Here is a 15,438-nt window from a genome sequence, read left to right as displayed (position 1 = left end):
TTATCCGGCCAGTAACATCGGTAAAATTTGACATTATTTCCGCATTTCCGCTGTTACTGGTCAGATACCCTATTTTTCTATTCTGGTCGCCTGTCTTCAGAGTTGGCGGAAGCGGCTGCGCACATTGTAAGTCTCTGACGTAATATAGCGTTCCATTTGACGCAGGCGCGCTTCGTTCGCTTTCAATTGGTCGTCTACTTCATCCAACATACCCTGTGCTGATAGCCCGCTATTTTTTTCCCCTGCCAAATATCCCGCAGGTGCGGGATCCATGACAAAGGTCAGGATAATATAAGCCAATACCGTTATGCCAAATAACCCAAAGAATAGTGATAATACCGTGATAGTACGAATCAGCGGAGCGGGTACGTTAAAATAGTCTGCCAGCCCGGCACAGACTCCTTTAACCACCCCCTGCTCTGGCAGACGGTAAAATTTCCGGCGATATTGATTTGACATTATGACTGTCTCCAATTGGGATGCTCTGCGTCAAGAATATCTTCTAACGTTTTGATCCGTTCCTGCATACGCCTGGCGTTCTCTGTCAGTTGTTCCAAACGCTGAACTTCACTGCTCCCTAACTGGCCTCGATTGCTGTTGTGGTTGCTGTAATGCAACCACAACCAGATGGGCAAGACAAAAAGCACAAAAATGATCAGCGGGATACCAAGAAATATATAGCCCATTATCTTTCCTTAGTGATGTATGACATTTGTCATCATTGTGGATCTTTGCTACTCATTTTAGCTTTCAAGGCCGCAAGTTGTGCATTGATTTCATCATCGGCTTTCAATTCGACAAATTGCTGTTCGAGTGATTTCTGTTTACCTAACCCAAACGATTCCGCTTCTGCTTCCATGTGGTCTATCCGGCGCTCAAACTGTTCGAAACGTGCCATGGCTTCATCGATTTTGCCGCTATCCAACTGACGGCGGACTTGACGCGAAGATGCCGCCGCCTGATGGCGCAGTGTCAATGATTGTTGCCTTGCACGCGCTTCTGTCAATTTATTTTCCAGCTCAGTCACTTCGCCTTTAATGCGTTCCAGCGTTTCATCCAGAATCGATAGCTCGTGTGTGAGTGTTTCAACTAAGCTACTGACTTTTTGTTTTTCAATCAACGCAGCACGCGCCAGCTCTTCTTTACCCTTGCCCAGTGCCAGCTCAGCCTTTTCTTGCCAGCCATCGATCTGGCTTTCCCCGATACTGATACGGCGAAAAAGCTGCTTTTGCTCTGCCAGCGTGCGGGCGGAAGTCGAGCGGATTTCCACCAGCGTGTCTTCCATTTCCTGAATCATCAAACGGATCATTTTTTGTGGATCTTCTGCCTTATCCAGCAGAGAGGAGATGTTAGCGTTCACGATATCAGCAAAACGAGAAAAAATACCCATAGTCATAAACCTCTTTCATTAGAATGTATGTATGTTATGCCGGTGTATTGTCAGAACGAATACAAGGTGCACGGTAAGACGCATAATTAAATACAAGATACATGCCAACTTTTTTATTTTACTTATCCAATTGAATTACTTAAATAATTTTTATTTGCTTTTTTCTTCCAATCAGCTAATTTGGTTAAATCAACCAACTTTTGGCGAAAAATACCATGTCTCAGTTTATTGATAACCTATTAGGTGAAGCAAACTGTTTTATTGAAATTTTGGAACAAGTCTCCGCATTGGCAAAGCTGAATAAACCGGTTTTAGTACTGGGAGAGCGGGGAACAGGCAAAGAGTTAATTGCCCGTCGCTTACATTATCTTTCCCCGCGTTGGCAAGGCCCTTTTATTTCGCTGAACTGTGCAGCACTCAATGAGAATCTGCTTGATTCCGAACTGTTTGGTCATGAAGCCGGGGCATTTACCGGCGCCCGTTCAAAACATCAGGGGCGCTTTGAACGGGCTGATGGCGGAACCTTGTTTCTTGACGAACTCGCTACGGCGCCCATGCAAGTGCAGGAGAAACTACTGCGTGTCATTGAATATGGTCATTTGGAGCGTGTCGGCGGTACTCAATCATTACAAGTTGATGTACGTTTGATCTGTGCAACCAACGAAGATTTGCCGGCGATGGCTGCCAACGGGAAATTCAGGGCTGATTTGCTCGACAGGCTGGCGTTCGACGTGGTTCACATTCCACCATTGCGCCAGCGGCAACCGGATATTATGTTACTGGCGCAGAATTTTGCGATTCAGATGTGTCGTGAGTTGAACCTGCCCTTTTTCCCCGGGTTTACTGACAAGGCCAAACAACAGTTACTTTCCTATCCCTGGCCCGGCAATGTCCGTGAATTAAAGAATGTTATCGAACGTTCCATTTATCGGCATGTTATTGATCTAAATGATATTGATCAACCTAATCACCGTGAAAATAAATTAAATACGATCATTATCAACCCGTTTTCCCCATTACAGCCATCTGTCCCACCCTCCACTGATAACGAAACTATCCCCTATTCCCTTCCCCAATTACCGCTCGATTTAAGGCAGTGGCAAGACGATAGCGAAAAGCGTTTGATCATACGGGCCTTGACAGAAAGTCAATTTAATCAGAAAAGAGCGGCTGACAAACTTAATTTGACTTACCACCAGTTACGCGGATTAGTCAAAAAACACCATATTAATGTTAACAACAACTAAAGAGAGGTCGTTCAGGCAAGCGAACGCGATATAGGCGGAGAGATAAAAAAAAGTAGCCGGCACCCGAGCCGGCTAATAAAAATACTGGAAGCAATGTGAGCAATGTCGTGCCCTTCCTGAGATGACATGTTACAAGGTGTCTCTCCGAAAGCACATGAGAATGATAATGCTTCTCAGTTATTTTTGTAAAGCACTTTATTGAGAATATTTCTCACTCTCGTGATCTGACCGTTGTTTTTAGCAAAAAGCGTCAATTAAGTTACAATGGCCAAACTCTCTTTTATGACTGACATTTTATATGCGCTATTTGATTTACTGGATCATATTATTGATTTCCGTTCCGGCTCTGGCGGCCAAGAATGCTATTCCAGAAACGCTTGCGGAACCCATCCCAGAATCTACTAAAACGCTCCCAGAATTGAGGCCACCCCTCCCCTCAGAAAGCCTGTCTCATATTTCAGCGGACTTACGGCAGAACAGCTTTATCTATTGCGTTAATGGCAATTTGAGTACGTTTAATCCCCAAATGGCGATCAGCGGCTTGGCCGTGGATACGCTTGCTGCACAAATTTATAATCGCCTGCTGGGGGTTGACCCCCTGACCTATCGTCTGGCACCTGAACTGGCTACGGATTGGGAAGTTCGGGACAATGGGGCGACCTATCGCTTTTACCTGCGCCATAATGTTGCTTTTCAATCAACCGCTTGGTTTACCCCAAGGCGCACGATGAACGCAGATGATGTCGTTTTCAGCTTTCGCCGCGTCTTCGATAAAACACATGACTATCATGATGTTAATGGTGGTTACTATCCCTATTTTGATAGTCTGCAATTTGGTGATTCGGTCAAGGATATTCGGAAAATTGACAAATATACTGTCGAGTTTCGCCTCAATGCCCCTGATGCCTCTTTTCTCTGGCATCTGGCAACCCACTATGCCCCGATCTTGTCTCAGGAATATGCGCAAAAATTGCAGCGAATGAATCGACAGGAACAAATAGATTGGAAACCGGTCGGAACAGGTCCCTTTATGCTGGAAAATTACCAACTGGACCAATTTATCCGCCTTGTCCGCCATGATCACTATTGGAAAGGCAAGCCACGCATGGAACAAGTGATTATCGATACGGGCGCAGGCAGCACAGGCAGGATCTCAAAATTGCTCACGGGGGAGTGCGATGTATTGGCTTATCCCGATGCTAATCAGTGGAACATTTTGCATGATGATCCCAATCTGCGTCAGACATTACGTTCAGGCATGAATATCGCCTATCTTGCGTTCAATACCAGTAAGCCACCGTTGGATCAGTTAGCCGTTCGTCAAGCCATTGCTTACGCCATCAATAACCAACGCCTGATGAAGTCCATTTACTATGGCACGGCAGAAACAGCGGCCTCTATTTTGCCTCGTGCATCATGGGCGTATGATAATCGTGCTGAAATCACTGAATACAATCCTGAAAAATCCCGCAAGATCTTAAAAAATCTGGGATTAAGTGGATTGGAATTAACGTTATGGGTGCCAACGGCTTCACAAGCTTATAATCCAAGCCCCCTGAAAATGGCAGAACTGATTCAGGCAGATTTAGCACAAATTGGTATTAAGATTGCTATCCGCCCGGTCGAAGGCCGTTTTCAGGAGAGCCAATTGATGGATAAGACTCACGATATGACGCTGGCAGGCTGGTCTACAGACAGCAATGATCCGGATAGTTTTTTCCGTCCATTATTGAGTTGTGCCGCCATTGCGTCGCAAACGAATCTAAGCCGCTGGTGTTATCCGGCTTTTGATGATGCTCTGCATCAAGCCTTGTTAAGTCAACAACTTGCTTCACGCATCAAGAATTATCATGTTGCACAAGGAATTCTCGCGCAACAATTACCCGTATTGCCACTGGCTTATGCGATGCGTTTGCAAATCTCGCGTTACAATATTAAGGGATTGGTACTCAGCCCGTTTGGCAATAGCGCCTTTGACCGGGTCTACCGTGAACAGGAACCGCCTATTTCCGATGAACATAAAAAGGGAAGCAAATGATTATTTATATCTTACGTCGTTTGCTGCTTCTGGTTGTGACGCTGTTTTTTCTTTCATTAATCAGTTTCAGCCTTATGTATTTCACCCCTCATGGTACGTTGAGTGGCGCGTCGCTGTCAGATGCCTATGTCTACTATTTCCATAGCTTGCTCCAATGGGATTTTGGTATTTCCAGAATTAATGGGGAGCGCATTATTGAACAACTGTATGCGGTTCTTCCTGCCACCATGGAGCTTTGTGTTCTCTCTTTTTCCATCGCGTTGTTAATCGGTATCCCGCTTGGGATTATTGCGGGTGTCTGGCGCAACAAAAAAGTCGATATTATTATCAGCACATTTGCCTTGTGTGGTTTTTCCATTCCGGTTTTCTGGCTGGCTTTGTTGCTGACCCTGCTTTTTTCACTTTATTTAGGCTGGCTGCCTGTTTCGGGACGGTTTGATTTGCTCTATCGGATGGAGCCTGTCACCGGTTTCGCACTGATTGATGCTTGGCTGTCAAAGTCGCCTTATCGCAATGAAATGATCATGAGCGTTATTCTGCATATGATCCTGCCTGTTATTACGCTGGCCGTCGCCCCGACCACTGAGGTTATCCGTTTGATGCGTAATAGTACGGAGGAAGTTTCAGGCGCAAATTACATTAAGTCAGCAGCAACGCGGGGTTTATCACGGCTAACTATCATCCGCCGTCACTTATTGCATAATGCCTTGCCGCCTATCATTCCTAAGTTGGGATTACAATTTTCAACCATGCTCACATTAGCCATGGTGACAGAACAAGTTTTTAACTGGCCGGGTTTAGGACTTTGGCTCATCAATGCTATCCGCCAGCAGGATTATTCCGCAATCTCTGCGGGCGTCATGGTAATAGGAACATTGGTTATTTCAGTGAATATTCTGACAGATATTATTGGAGCAATGGCTAATCCCCTGAAGCATAAGGAATGGTATGCCTTTAGATAATTTTTACCGGGAAAAGAAAATGCCGTCGCCATTGAGAGTGATCTGGCGATTTTTCTATGCTGATATATTGGCAATAACGGGCTTTTATGGGGTATTAATTTTAATTGCACTGAGCCTGTTAGGGGATTATCTGGCCCCATATCCGCTTGATCAACACCTTATGGCTCAACTTATGCCACCTTCATGGTCGTATCACGGCAATGTCGCCTTTTTCCTTGGCACTGACGATCTCGGCCGTGATATTTTCAGCCGGTTATTGATTGGCACATCATCCACATTTGGCGGTGCATTGGTTGCCACTGCATCAGCAACCATTGCAGGATTAATCATCGGTAGCCTGGCCGGAATGACTCATGGATTAAGGTCGGCAATGCTGAACCATGTCCTTGATACCTTGCTCTCTATTCCTTCATTGCTGCTGGCGATTGTTGTCATTGCTTTTGTCGGCGCCAGCCTACATCATGCCATGATTGCCATTTCGCTGGCATTGATGCCAAGAATAGTGCGTACTGTTTATACTGCGGTGCATGATGAACTGGATAAAGAGTACATTACCGCCGCACGCCTGGATGGCGCATCAAACTACCATATTTTACGCTACGCCGTTTTTCCCAATATCACTGCGGTGATAGTGAGTGAGTTAACCCGTGCTCTCTCCATCGCGATCCTTGATATTGCTGCGCTGGGATTTCTCAATCTTGGGGCGCAGTTGCCCTCTCCCGAATGGGGAGCAATGTTGGGAGATTCATTAGAATTGATCTATGCCGCCCCTTGGACTGTGATGTTGCCCGGCGCAGCCATTATGCTCAGTGTCCTGTTGGTTAACTTACTGGGTGACGGCCTTCACCGCGCGATTAACGCAGGAGTCGAATAATGCCATTGCTTGATATTCGAAACCTCACGATTGAATTTATGACAGCAGAAGGTCCCGTCAAGGCGGTTGACCGAATGAGCATTTCACTGACAGAAGGTGAAATACTCGGTTTGGCTGGCGAATCAGGATCAGGTAAAAGTCTGATTGCCAAGGCGATTTGTGGTGTTGCAAAAGAAAACCTCAAGGTAACCGCTGATCGTTTTCGTTTTAACGATATTGATTTATTGCGCCTGACACCGCGGCAGCGCCGTAAGGTGATTGGTCACAATATTTCAATGATTTTTCAGGAGCCGCAGTCATGTCTCGATCCCTCAGAAAATGTGGGTAAACAGATTATTCAATCTATTCCCGGATGGACGTATAAGGGCCGTTGGTGGCAGAGAATTAACTGGCGAAAACGCCGAGCAATTGAGTTATTGCACCGCGTTGGTATTAAAGATCACAATGACATTATGCGCAGTTACCCTTATGAATTAACAGAAGGTGAATGTCAAAAAGTGATGATTGCCATTGCACTGGCCAACCAACCACGATTGTTGATTGCTGATGAGCCGACCAATGCCATGGAACCCACGACACAGGCACAAATCTTCCGGTTACTGTCGAGCCTGAATCAGAATAACAACATGACTATCCTGTTAATCAGTCATGACCTGCAAATGATGAGTAAACTGGTCAAACGCATCAATGTGCTGTATTGCGGTCAAACAGTGGAAAGTGCCACCCCCGATGAGCTGCTGGTGAAACCTTACCATCCCTATACGCAAGCGCTGATCCGTTCAATTCCTGATTTTGGTAGTCCGTTACCGCACAAAAGCAGGCTAAATACGCTGCCCGGTGCTATTCCATCACTGGAACATCTGCCGGTAGGTTGCCGCTTGGGGCCACGCTGTCCTTATGCACAGAAAACCTGTATTGCAACCCCACGATTACGGGTGATTAAGAACCATACATTTGCCTGCCATTTCCCTTTGAATATAGAGGAACCGTAAGTGGTTGAGACATTACTGGAAGTGAAAAACCTGACGAAAACATTTCGCTATCAAACGGGGTTATTCCGCCGTCATCAGCTTGACGCCGTAAAACCCGTGAGTTTTACCCTGCAACCGAAAAAAACACTGGCTATCCTTGGTGCAAATGGCTCCGGTAAATCTACATTAGCGAGAATGTTATCGGGGGTGATTGAGCCGACTTCAGGTGAAATTTTGATTAATGACCATAAGCTGTCTTACGGGGATTACCGCTATCGCAGCCAGCGCATTCGCATGATTTTTCAGGACCCCAGTACCTCACTGAATCCTCGTCAGCGCATTGGTCAAATCCTGGATATGCCGTTAATCTTGAATACAGATCTATCCCCCACCGAACGGGAAAAACGTATCAACCAAACATTGCGTCAAGTGGGTTTATTGCCAGATCATGCCAATTATTATCCACATATGCTCGCATCAGGGCAGAAACAGCGTGTGGCGTTGGCACGGGCGTTAATATTGCAACCACAAATCATCGTTGCAGATGAGGCCTTGGCCTCCCTTGATATGTCGATGCGTTCCCAAATCATTAACTTGATGCTGGAATTACAGGAAAAACACGGTATTTCATATATCTATGTCACCCAACATCTCGGCATGATGAAACATATCAGCGATCAAGTGCTGGTGATGCACCAAGGGGAAGTTGTCGAACGTGGTAATACGGCGGAAGTTCTGGCTTCTCCGCTGCATGATATTACACGCAAATTGATAGCCAGCCATTTTGGTGAAGCCCTGTCTGCCGAAGCATGGCGACAAGATATCACCTAATGTTTTCATTGGATGTATTTTAATCACTGATCGGAACAGCATGGGAAACTAACCCTATTTGCCTCCGGCGTGGTAGAATCGTCCCCGTTTATTCATCATAAATACCGCAGTCATGGTGAGATATTTGTTGTTGCTATGTCCCCATGACTTTTGGTGTTTGGTCACAAAGAACAATTTTGATCACAAAGAACAATTAAGGATACTGCTATGGGTTTCATGACCGGCAAGCGCATTCTCATTACTGGCGTCGCCAGCAAACTGTCTATCGCTTATGGAATTGCCAAGGCAATGCACGATCAAGGAGCAGAGCTGGCTTTTACCTACCAAAATGACAAGTTGAAACCTCGTGTCGAAGAATTCGCTGCATCCCTGAATTCAAGCATCGTTTTGCCATGTGACGTGGCCGAAGATGAAAGTATCGACGCATTGTTCGTTGAACTCGGTAAAGTCTGGCCTAAATTCGATGGTTTTGTTCACTCTATCGGTTATGCACCGGCGGATCAGCTTGATGGTGATTATGTTAATGCTGTCAGCCGTGAAGGCTTCAAAATTGCACATGACATCAGTGCGTATAGCTTCGTTGCCATGGCGAAAGTCTGCCGTAATATGCTGAATCCGGGTTCCGCCCTTCTCACCTTAAGCTACCTGGGTGCAGAACGTGCAATTCCTAACTATAACGTCATGGGTCTGGCGAAAGCCTCCCTGGAAGCAAATGTGCGTTATATGGCCAATGCCATGGGTGCTGAAGGGGTTCGCGTTAATGGTATCTCTGCTGGCCCAATCCGTACTCTGGCGGCTTCTGGTATCAAAGATTTCCGGAAGATGCTGGCACACTGTGAAGCAGTGACACCGATCCGCCGCACTGTGACAACAGAAGATGTCGGTAATGCGGCTGCCTTCTTGTGTTCAGATCTGGCCGGGGGTGTTTCTGGTGAGATCCTGCATGTTGATGGTGGTTTCAGCATCGCTGCCATGAATGAGTTAGAGTTAAAATAAATAACTCACCGATATATTAAAGAGAGTCCCACCCATAAATTATGGTTGGGACTTATCGCTATAGGCCGGAAGCATCATTTCACGGACAATTTTCAGTATCAGTCTATTTTTACTGCATGAAATTGATGTTCTGGAGTGACCATCCTATCCTGCGCCGCAACAATCTGTAATTCATATTCCTCACTCTTTTGTGTTTCCAACATCACTTCGTAGACTGCGGCTGCGACATGTTCTAACGCCGCTTGCAATGCTTCATTTGTCAAAGACGGGCTTTTCAACAGATTAACGAGGAACAAACCACTGGTTAAGTCACCAACACCAACTGGCTGACGTGCTCCCGTATCAATTAAAGGGCGACTAACGTGCCAACTATGTTCTTTCGTCACCAAAAGCATTTCAAAACAATCTGCCTGATAACCTGCACGGCTTAAATGCTTAACCAATACAATCTTAGGACCTTTTTCACATAACTCACGAGCGGCGGATATCGCTTGTTCTACATTGCCAATTTTCCGCATAGTCAGTGTTTCAAGTTCCAACAAATTAGGGGCAATAATATCACTGTCAGGTAATGCTTTTTCACAGAAGAATTCAGCAACCCCGGGGGCAACGATACATCCTTTTTCTGGATGCCCCATGACAGGGTCACAAAAATACCACGCATCAGGGTTAGCTTTTTTAACCTGCTTCACGATATCAAGGATAACATTCCCCTGCTCCGCAGAACCAATATAACCACTCAAGACTGCATGACAGGAGGCCAGTTTATTAATTTCACCAATTCCCTGCACGATTTCAGTCAAATGTTCCGGCGGCATCACACAGCCACGCCATTGGGGATATTGGGTATGGTTTGAAAATTGCACCGTATTTAATGCCCATACGTTCACCCCCATACGACGCATCGGAAAAACAGCCGCACTGTTTCCTGCATGACCAAAAACAACATGAGACTGAATTGAAAGAACATTGTTCATGATAAGGCCTAGTTTATTATTTTTGATTTATGAATAGATAATAAATAGCCTTCCAAAATGGTCGATCACTTCTTTACTCCTCACTCCTCGCAACGCAAAGAATAAGGAATCTTCATAATTTGAGTGGATCACTATTATGAAAACCTATTTGTTTATCAAGATGCCAGATACATTAAGGGCAACATGATTGTTGCCCTTAATAATATATTAATTAGTTATTTCCAATTGATAAGGCAATAATGTTTTTTGCCACGGCGTAACAAACTATAACGCCCAAACAAACGATCACGCTCGGCAAATACATACATAGGTTCGGATTGTTTTTCACCGTTGATGGAAACCGCATTAGAACTAATCATGGTACGGGCCTGCCCACGGGAAGGGACAAATTCGGCTGCGACCAGTGCTTGTTGCAGGTCAGCCTCTTTTTCAAGTTCAATGGCCGGCATGCCATCTTGTGCCAATTGAGCAAAATCATCTTCAGTCAGATCAGCAATGGCCCCGGAGAACAAACTCTCAGTGATACGCTTCGCGGCGGCAAGACCTTCTTCACCATGCACCATACCAGTCACTTGTTCCGCCAGTACATATTGGGCACGTGGCGCTTTACCGCTGTGCTTATCTTCTTCTTCCAGTGCATTAATCTCTTCAATGTCCATGAAAGTAAAGAATTTCAGGAAACGGTAAACATCCGCATCTGCCGTGTTAATCCAGAACTGGTAAAATTTGTATGGACTGGTTCTTTTCGGATCTAACCAAACGGCTCCACCTTCTGTTTTGCCGAATTTCGTTCCGTCTGATTTGGTGATCAGTGGCACCGTCATACCAAACACTTGTTTTTGGTGTAAGCGACGAGTCAAATCGATACCGGAAGTAATGTTGCCCCATTGGTCTGAACCACCAATTTGTAATTCAACACCATATTTTTCGTTCAAGTTTGCAAAGTCATAAGACTGCAATAGGTTATAAGAAAATTCGGTGTACGAAATACCAACATCATCACGGTTAAGGCGCTGTTTCACCGCTTCTTTGTTGATCATCTGGTTTACGGAGAAGTGCTTACCGATATCACGCAAGAAAGCCAGTACATCCATTTGGCCAAACCAGTCGTAGTTATTGGCTAACTCTGCACCATTTTTACCCTCAAAACTCAGGAACGGGGAAACCTGATTACGAATTTTCTCAACCCACTCTTTGACCGTATTTTCTGTGTTTAATTTGCGTTCAGTTGCTTTAAAGCTGGGATCACCAATCAAACCTGTCGCCCCACCGACCAACACAATAGGCTTGTGCCCAGCAAGTTGGAATCGTTTTAAACACAGCAAGGGAACCAGATGGCCCAAATGCAAGCTGTCAGCGGTAGGATCGAAGCCACAATAGAGAGAAACCGGACCTTGCGCCAGTCTCTCAGCTAACGCCCCTTCATCCGTTACCTGGGCAACAAGGCCCCGCTCTTGCAGTTGTTTAATCAGGTTATTGCTAGACATTAATGACTCCATCGGTTTGTATACTTTACCTATATATCTATACCCTGCTTTCACGTTGCTGCTTTGTTATACGCCGCCACTTGAAATCTATTGGGTATATAAGCGTCTCGTTATAAATCAAGTGCTATAGCATAAAACGCCCGTAATATAAGTGCCAGTATTAAAAACAGTAATTATTCCTTCACTTTGCAACTCACGGCCTGATCGACTGTTTAAGGAGCCAAACGGTCAACATGCCACTTATCGCCTTCACGCTGATACAAAAAACGATCATGAAGACGATGAGCCCCCCCCTGCCAGAATTCGACTGAATCAAATTCGACCTTAAATCCTCCCCAAAAGCTGGGGAGAGGGACTTCACCGTTCTGGAATTTCTGTTTCAACTCCAAAAATTTCCCTTCCAAGATGCCTCTGGCAGAAATTTTCGAGGATTGCTGAGACGCCCACGCTGCAATTTGGCTATCCCTCGGACGACTATGAAAATATTTCATAACCTCAATCGGGGACAGACGTTCCGCTTTGCCGAGAAAACTGACCTGCCGTTCCAATTGATACCAAGGGAAGTGGAGACTGATCCGATTATTCTGGGCCAGATGTTTTGCCTTACGACTACCAAGGTTGGTATAGAATACCAAGTTATGCGCATCAAAATGTTTTAACAGAACAATGCGCTGATAAGGTTGCCCTTGTTCATCCACGGTCGCAATGCACATTGCCGTCGGATCAATGAGCTTCGCTTCACAAGCCTGTTTTAACCAATGCTCAAAAAGTTCAATGGGCTCTTCGGTAAGATCTTTTCGCCTTAACCCACCACGTATATATTCGCGGCGCAGTTCTGCGATAGCCATTTCATTATCTTCTGACATTTCTAACTCTCGATTTATTAATGAGTATTAGCATATCATTGTTATCTGCTAGCTAACTGTCTTCTAATAAGGATTATCTGTTAACCGACTATGATTCAACCGATTATCCTACAACCGGGTAAATTGCCCCTAAAATCGTTTCTCTATCCGCACCAGTGACGGATGGCAAGTTACCAGACAATCCTGACAGGGTTCTGAATGCCAGCCAAGCAAATGCCAATGCTTCCATATCATCACCACTCAAACCATATTTGTCTGTCGTCGCCACTTCCGCATCCGGCAATAAAACCGATAACCGATTCATCACGAGTGGATTACACGCCCCGCCGCCGCATACCAGAAGACGGTCACATCCACCACTCAGCACAACTTGTTGAGCAATGCTTACAGCCGTTAATTCAGCCAATGTTGCTTGCACATCCACGGGGGTAACATCAGGAAAATCAGCCAACTGTTTTTCCAACCATGCCATATTAAAGTATTCACGCCCGGTACTCTTCGGTGCAGTACGTGCAAAATAGGGGTCAGAAAGCAGGGTTTGCAGCAAAGGTTCATTGACCATACCTTCGCTGGCCCACAGCGCATCTTTGTCGTAAGGTAACTGTTTATGCCGCCATGTCCAGGCATCCATCAACATGTTGCCCGGCCCGGTATCATAACCTTTAACCGCAGAATTAGGCAGAAGTGCTGAGATATTGGCTATTCCACCAATGTTTAAAATGACCCGCCTTTCAGTCGGATGACCCAATACCGCCATATGGAATGCTGGCACCAAAGGCGCTCCCTGACCACCATAAGCCATATCACGCCGTCTAAAGTCACCAACGGTTGTAATGTTAGTCAGTGCGGCTACACGGTTATTGTCACCAATCTGCATGGTAAACGGCTTTTCACCATCCGGCTCATGCCAGACAGTCTGCCCATGACACCCGATTGCTGTAATAGCATTTGCAGTCACCCCTGCTTTATTCAATAAACCTTGAACAGCTTCTGCAAAGAGAGTACCAAGCTCATAGTCAAGTCTCCCGACCATTGATAATGTCGTCTGCTGCCCCTGACAAATGGAAAGTAATTTTTGCTTAAGATCTTGCGGAAAAGGATGGCTATAGCTGACTTGTTGAGTCACAGCTTTATCACTCATCTCCGCCAAAATAACATCAACCCCATCCATGCTGGTGCCAGACATCACACCAATATAGCGTCCTGACTTCATAAACATTCCCCTATTAAAATAATGGATTACATTTAACCTGTGGATGACATTCAATCTTGCGTAAACTATAAAGCACATCTATTCGGACTATATATGTTTAATCAACATTATTAGAGATAAAATCTGAGTTTTGGAAAGCTCTTCACAAAACATGCTAAGCTTTTGGTCAGGAATTATTCCTTCCAGAGTTTATTGTAAGCATTTATTATATTATGTAGAGATACACCATTAGTGGCCGACAAATTGATGAATTCTGCTGCTGACAAGGGTGTTTTAGTATCTGCTGCTGACAAGAGTAGCCGAACGCTTGGTTATCAGTTTATTACCAAGCTTCCCTATCGGGCATTAAAATTAGGAGTAACTATGTTAAAACGTTTCCTGGTTGGTGTAGCTGTAGCAACCACGTTATCGGGTTGTGCAGACATGGGAGCACTTTCTAGTGATACTTACTCTATTAATCAGGCCAAACAAGCTCAAACAGTAACCTATGGCACCATTCTGTCTGTACGCCCCGTTAAGATTAAAGGTAACCAAGCAGGTGATCCTAATATGTTAGGTCTCATTGGTGGTGCTGTTTTGGGAGGGCTGCTGGGTAATACAGTTGGTGGTGGCTCTGGTCAAAAACTTGCTACTGCGGCAGGTGCCATTGCTGGCAGTATGGCTGGCCAAGGAATAGAAGGTACTTTAAACCAAACGAAAGGGGTTGAGTTAGAGATTCGTATGGACAGCGGAAAAAGCGTTATCGTCGTACAAAAGTTAGACAACGTTGTATTCAACAGAGGGCAACGCGTCAGGATCGCAAACAGTGGGGACGCTTTGACTGTATCACCACTCTGAAATGTTCAAATAACACAAGACTAAAAATCGCGGTTTACCCGTAATGGATCTGGACCGCGATTTTATTATTATAAACTCACTTTTATATTACCTGTTTGTGCAATTGGTTAATATTTTTTTCAATTTTCTTTATTACTGAAGAAAACAGAATTAACTCATCATGAGTAATTCCCTGCAAAATTTCTTTTCTTGTCGAATCAATAACACTATCCACTTCTCTAATAAAAGTTTCCGATTCTTTGGTTAATTTGATTCTTTTTGCGCGTCGATCATTGGCACAGGTATGGCGTGTAATCAATTTCTTTTCTTCTAATTGATCAAGCGTTCTCACCAAAGAAGGTTGCTCAATACCAATCGCTTTTGCGAGCTGTATCTGTGACTGCTCTGGCGGCAGTTGGCTAATATTGTATAGAGTAACCCAATGTGTCTGAGTTAATTTCAACGGTTTCAAACGATGATCTATTAAAGCGCGCCAAACACGGACTAAACGTGCCAGATCTGATCCCAATGTCAATTCCAATTACCCCTCCTTATAATTAGAGACTCATATAACATCAATGAATTATCCAATCAATTTATTCATCTGAATAATGGATATGCACCCTATATCATGCTTACATTAGCAGAGTCAGCAATTCGCTAATTACCTAATTAGTGTCGCGTTGGCTTGTTACTCAAAGTTGACATTTTCGTCGCCCTAAAGAGCGAAATTGTACGGCACACCGAATAAAATCGCGCATTAATCCACC

General features: G+C 44.9%; 16 protein-coding genes. 8 read left to right on the top strand and 8 right to left on the bottom strand.

Annotated features, from left to right (window positions below):
• Window positions 1-96 precede the first annotated feature (96 nt).
• From pspC to pspA, 3 genes are read right to left on the bottom strand one after another with little or no spacing between them, the layout of a single operon-like run.
• A complete protein-coding gene (gene pspC / locus PSI17_RS00310; protein ID WP_273550026.1) occupies window positions 97-459 on the bottom strand; it encodes an envelope stress response membrane protein PspC in 363 nt (120 codons plus the stop codon).
• The gene (pspB, locus tag PSI17_RS00305; protein ID WP_273550025.1) at window positions 459-686 is read right to left on the bottom strand and encodes an envelope stress response membrane protein PspB; all 228 of its coding nucleotides are present in this window, start codon (window positions 684-686) and stop codon (window positions 459-461) included. The genes pspC and pspB overlap by 1 nt, the downstream gene beginning before the upstream one ends.
• 32 nt (window positions 687-718) lie before the next feature.
• The gene (gene pspA / locus PSI17_RS00300; RefSeq protein WP_273550024.1) at window positions 719-1,390 is read right to left on the bottom strand and encodes a phage shock protein PspA; all 672 of its coding nucleotides are present in this window, start codon (window positions 1,388-1,390) and stop codon (window positions 719-721) included.
• A gap of 215 nt (window positions 1,391-1,605) precedes the next feature.
• Here pspA and pspF point away from each other — a divergent pair, with 215 nt between their 5' ends.
• The 7 genes from pspF to fabI all read left to right on the top strand — a co-directional run bounded on the left by pspF (window position 1,606) and on the right by fabI (window position 9,309).
• A complete protein-coding gene (gene pspF, locus PSI17_RS00295; protein WP_273550023.1) occupies window positions 1,606-2,637 on the top strand; it encodes a phage shock protein operon transcriptional activator in 1,032 nt (343 codons plus the stop codon).
• A 298-nt stretch (window positions 2,638-2,935) separates the two neighbouring features.
• Window positions 2,936-4,675 (top strand): ABC transporter substrate-binding protein SapA, encoded by a 1,740-nt coding sequence (gene sapA, locus PSI17_RS00290; protein ID WP_273550022.1) that lies wholly within the window; start codon window positions 2,936-2,938, stop codon window positions 4,673-4,675.
• Entirely contained in the window at window positions 4,672-5,637 is a 966-nt protein-coding gene (gene sapB / locus PSI17_RS00285; protein ID WP_273550021.1) for a putrescine export ABC transporter permease SapB, read from the top strand. Before sapA ends, sapB begins: the two co-directional genes overlap by 4 nt.
• A complete protein-coding gene (gene sapC, locus PSI17_RS00280; RefSeq protein WP_273550020.1) occupies window positions 5,624-6,511 on the top strand; it encodes a putrescine export ABC transporter permease SapC in 888 nt (295 codons plus the stop codon). Before sapB ends, sapC begins: the two co-directional genes overlap by 14 nt.
• On the top strand, window positions 6,511-7,503 hold the full coding sequence (gene sapD / locus PSI17_RS00275; RefSeq protein WP_273550019.1) for a putrescine export ABC transporter ATP-binding protein SapD: 993 nt from the start codon (window positions 6,511-6,513) through the stop codon (window positions 7,501-7,503). Before sapC ends, sapD begins: the two co-directional genes overlap by 1 nt.
• Complete coding sequence (gene sapF, locus PSI17_RS00270) at window positions 7,504-8,313, top strand: putrescine export ABC transporter ATP-binding protein SapF (protein WP_273550018.1); 810 nt, start codon at window positions 7,504-7,506, stop codon at window positions 8,311-8,313.
• A 207-nt stretch (window positions 8,314-8,520) separates the two neighbouring features.
• Complete coding sequence (gene fabI, locus PSI17_RS00265) at window positions 8,521-9,309, top strand: enoyl-ACP reductase FabI (protein WP_273550017.1); 789 nt, start codon at window positions 8,521-8,523, stop codon at window positions 9,307-9,309.
• Between the two features lie 98 nt (window positions 9,310-9,407).
• Here the strand turns inward: fabI and pdxY are convergent, their stop codons facing one another.
• The 4 genes from pdxY to anmK all read right to left on the bottom strand — a co-directional run bounded on the left by pdxY (window position 9,408) and on the right by anmK (window position 13,852).
• On the bottom strand, window positions 9,408-10,286 hold the full coding sequence (gene pdxY, locus PSI17_RS00260; protein ID WP_273550016.1) for a pyridoxal kinase PdxY: 879 nt from the start codon (window positions 10,284-10,286) through the stop codon (window positions 9,408-9,410).
• A gap of 215 nt (window positions 10,287-10,501) precedes the next feature.
• Complete coding sequence (gene tyrS, locus PSI17_RS00255) at window positions 10,502-11,773, bottom strand: tyrosine--tRNA ligase (RefSeq protein WP_273550015.1); 1,272 nt, start codon at window positions 11,771-11,773, stop codon at window positions 10,502-10,504.
• 212 nt (window positions 11,774-11,985) lie between these two features.
• A complete protein-coding gene (gene pdxH, locus PSI17_RS00250; RefSeq protein ID WP_273550014.1) occupies window positions 11,986-12,639 on the bottom strand; it encodes a pyridoxamine 5'-phosphate oxidase in 654 nt (217 codons plus the stop codon).
• Window positions 12,640-12,742: 103 nt separating this feature from the next.
• A complete protein-coding gene (anmK, locus tag PSI17_RS00245; RefSeq protein ID WP_273550013.1) occupies window positions 12,743-13,852 on the bottom strand; it encodes an anhydro-N-acetylmuramic acid kinase in 1,110 nt (369 codons plus the stop codon).
• Between the two features lie 363 nt (window positions 13,853-14,215).
• On the opposite strand from anmK, the gene PSI17_RS00240 reads away from it, so the two are divergent.
• Window positions 14,216-14,689 carry a glycine zipper 2TM domain-containing protein gene (locus PSI17_RS00240; RefSeq protein ID WP_273550075.1) on the top strand — a complete coding sequence of 158 codons (474 nt, stop codon included), beginning with the start codon at window positions 14,216-14,218 and terminating at the stop codon, window positions 14,687-14,689.
• 82 nt (window positions 14,690-14,771) lie between these two features.
• On the opposite strand, the gene slyA is transcribed toward PSI17_RS00240, so the two are convergent.
• Window positions 14,772-15,209: a transcriptional regulator SlyA gene (slyA, locus tag PSI17_RS00235; RefSeq protein ID WP_273550012.1), complete on the bottom strand. Its 438-nt coding sequence runs from the start codon at window positions 15,207-15,209 to the stop codon at window positions 14,772-14,774.
• Window positions 15,210-15,438: the final 229 nt, after the last annotated feature.

Origin of the sequence: Xenorhabdus sp. IM139775 (assembly GCF_028598745.1) — a bacterium.
Lineage (GTDB): Bacteria > Pseudomonadota > Gammaproteobacteria > Enterobacterales > Enterobacteriaceae > Xenorhabdus.
Note: the sequence above shows the minus strand (reverse complement) of the source record. Positions and strands in the feature narration are given on the sequence as shown.

Coding starts and splice junctions, on each gene's coding strand:
- tyrS (WP_273550015.1), bottom strand. CDS start 11,773: ATGTCTAGCAATAACCTGATTAAACAACTGCAAGAGCGGGGCCTTGTT.
- anmK (WP_273550013.1), bottom strand. CDS start 13,852: ATGAAGTCAGGACGCTATATTGGTGTGATGTCTGGCACCAGCATGGAT.
- sapC (WP_273550020.1), top strand. CDS start 5,624: ATGCCTTTAGATAATTTTTACCGGGAAAAGAAAATGCCGTCGCCATTG.
- pspF (WP_273550023.1), top strand. CDS start 1,606: ATGTCTCAGTTTATTGATAACCTATTAGGTGAAGCAAACTGTTTTATT.
- pdxH (WP_273550014.1), bottom strand. CDS start 12,639: ATGTCAGAAGATAATGAAATGGCTATCGCAGAACTGCGCCGCGAATAT.
- pspB (WP_273550025.1), bottom strand. CDS start 686: ATGGGCTATATATTTCTTGGTATCCCGCTGATCATTTTTGTGCTTTTT.
- pspA (WP_273550024.1), bottom strand. CDS start 1,390: ATGGGTATTTTTTCTCGTTTTGCTGATATCGTGAACGCTAACATCTCC.
- PSI17_RS00240 (WP_273550075.1), top strand. CDS start 14,216: ATGTTAAAACGTTTCCTGGTTGGTGTAGCTGTAGCAACCACGTTATCG.
- fabI (WP_273550017.1), top strand. CDS start 8,521: ATGGGTTTCATGACCGGCAAGCGCATTCTCATTACTGGCGTCGCCAGC.
- sapD (WP_273550019.1), top strand. CDS start 6,511: ATGCCATTGCTTGATATTCGAAACCTCACGATTGAATTTATGACAGCA.
- pdxY (WP_273550016.1), bottom strand. CDS start 10,286: ATGAACAATGTTCTTTCAATTCAGTCTCATGTTGTTTTTGGTCATGCA.
- sapA (WP_273550022.1), top strand. CDS start 2,936: ATGCGCTATTTGATTTACTGGATCATATTATTGATTTCCGTTCCGGCT.
- pspC (WP_273550026.1), bottom strand. CDS start 459: ATGTCAAATCAATATCGCCGGAAATTTTACCGTCTGCCAGAGCAGGGG.
- sapB (WP_273550021.1), top strand. CDS start 4,672: ATGATTATTTATATCTTACGTCGTTTGCTGCTTCTGGTTGTGACGCTG.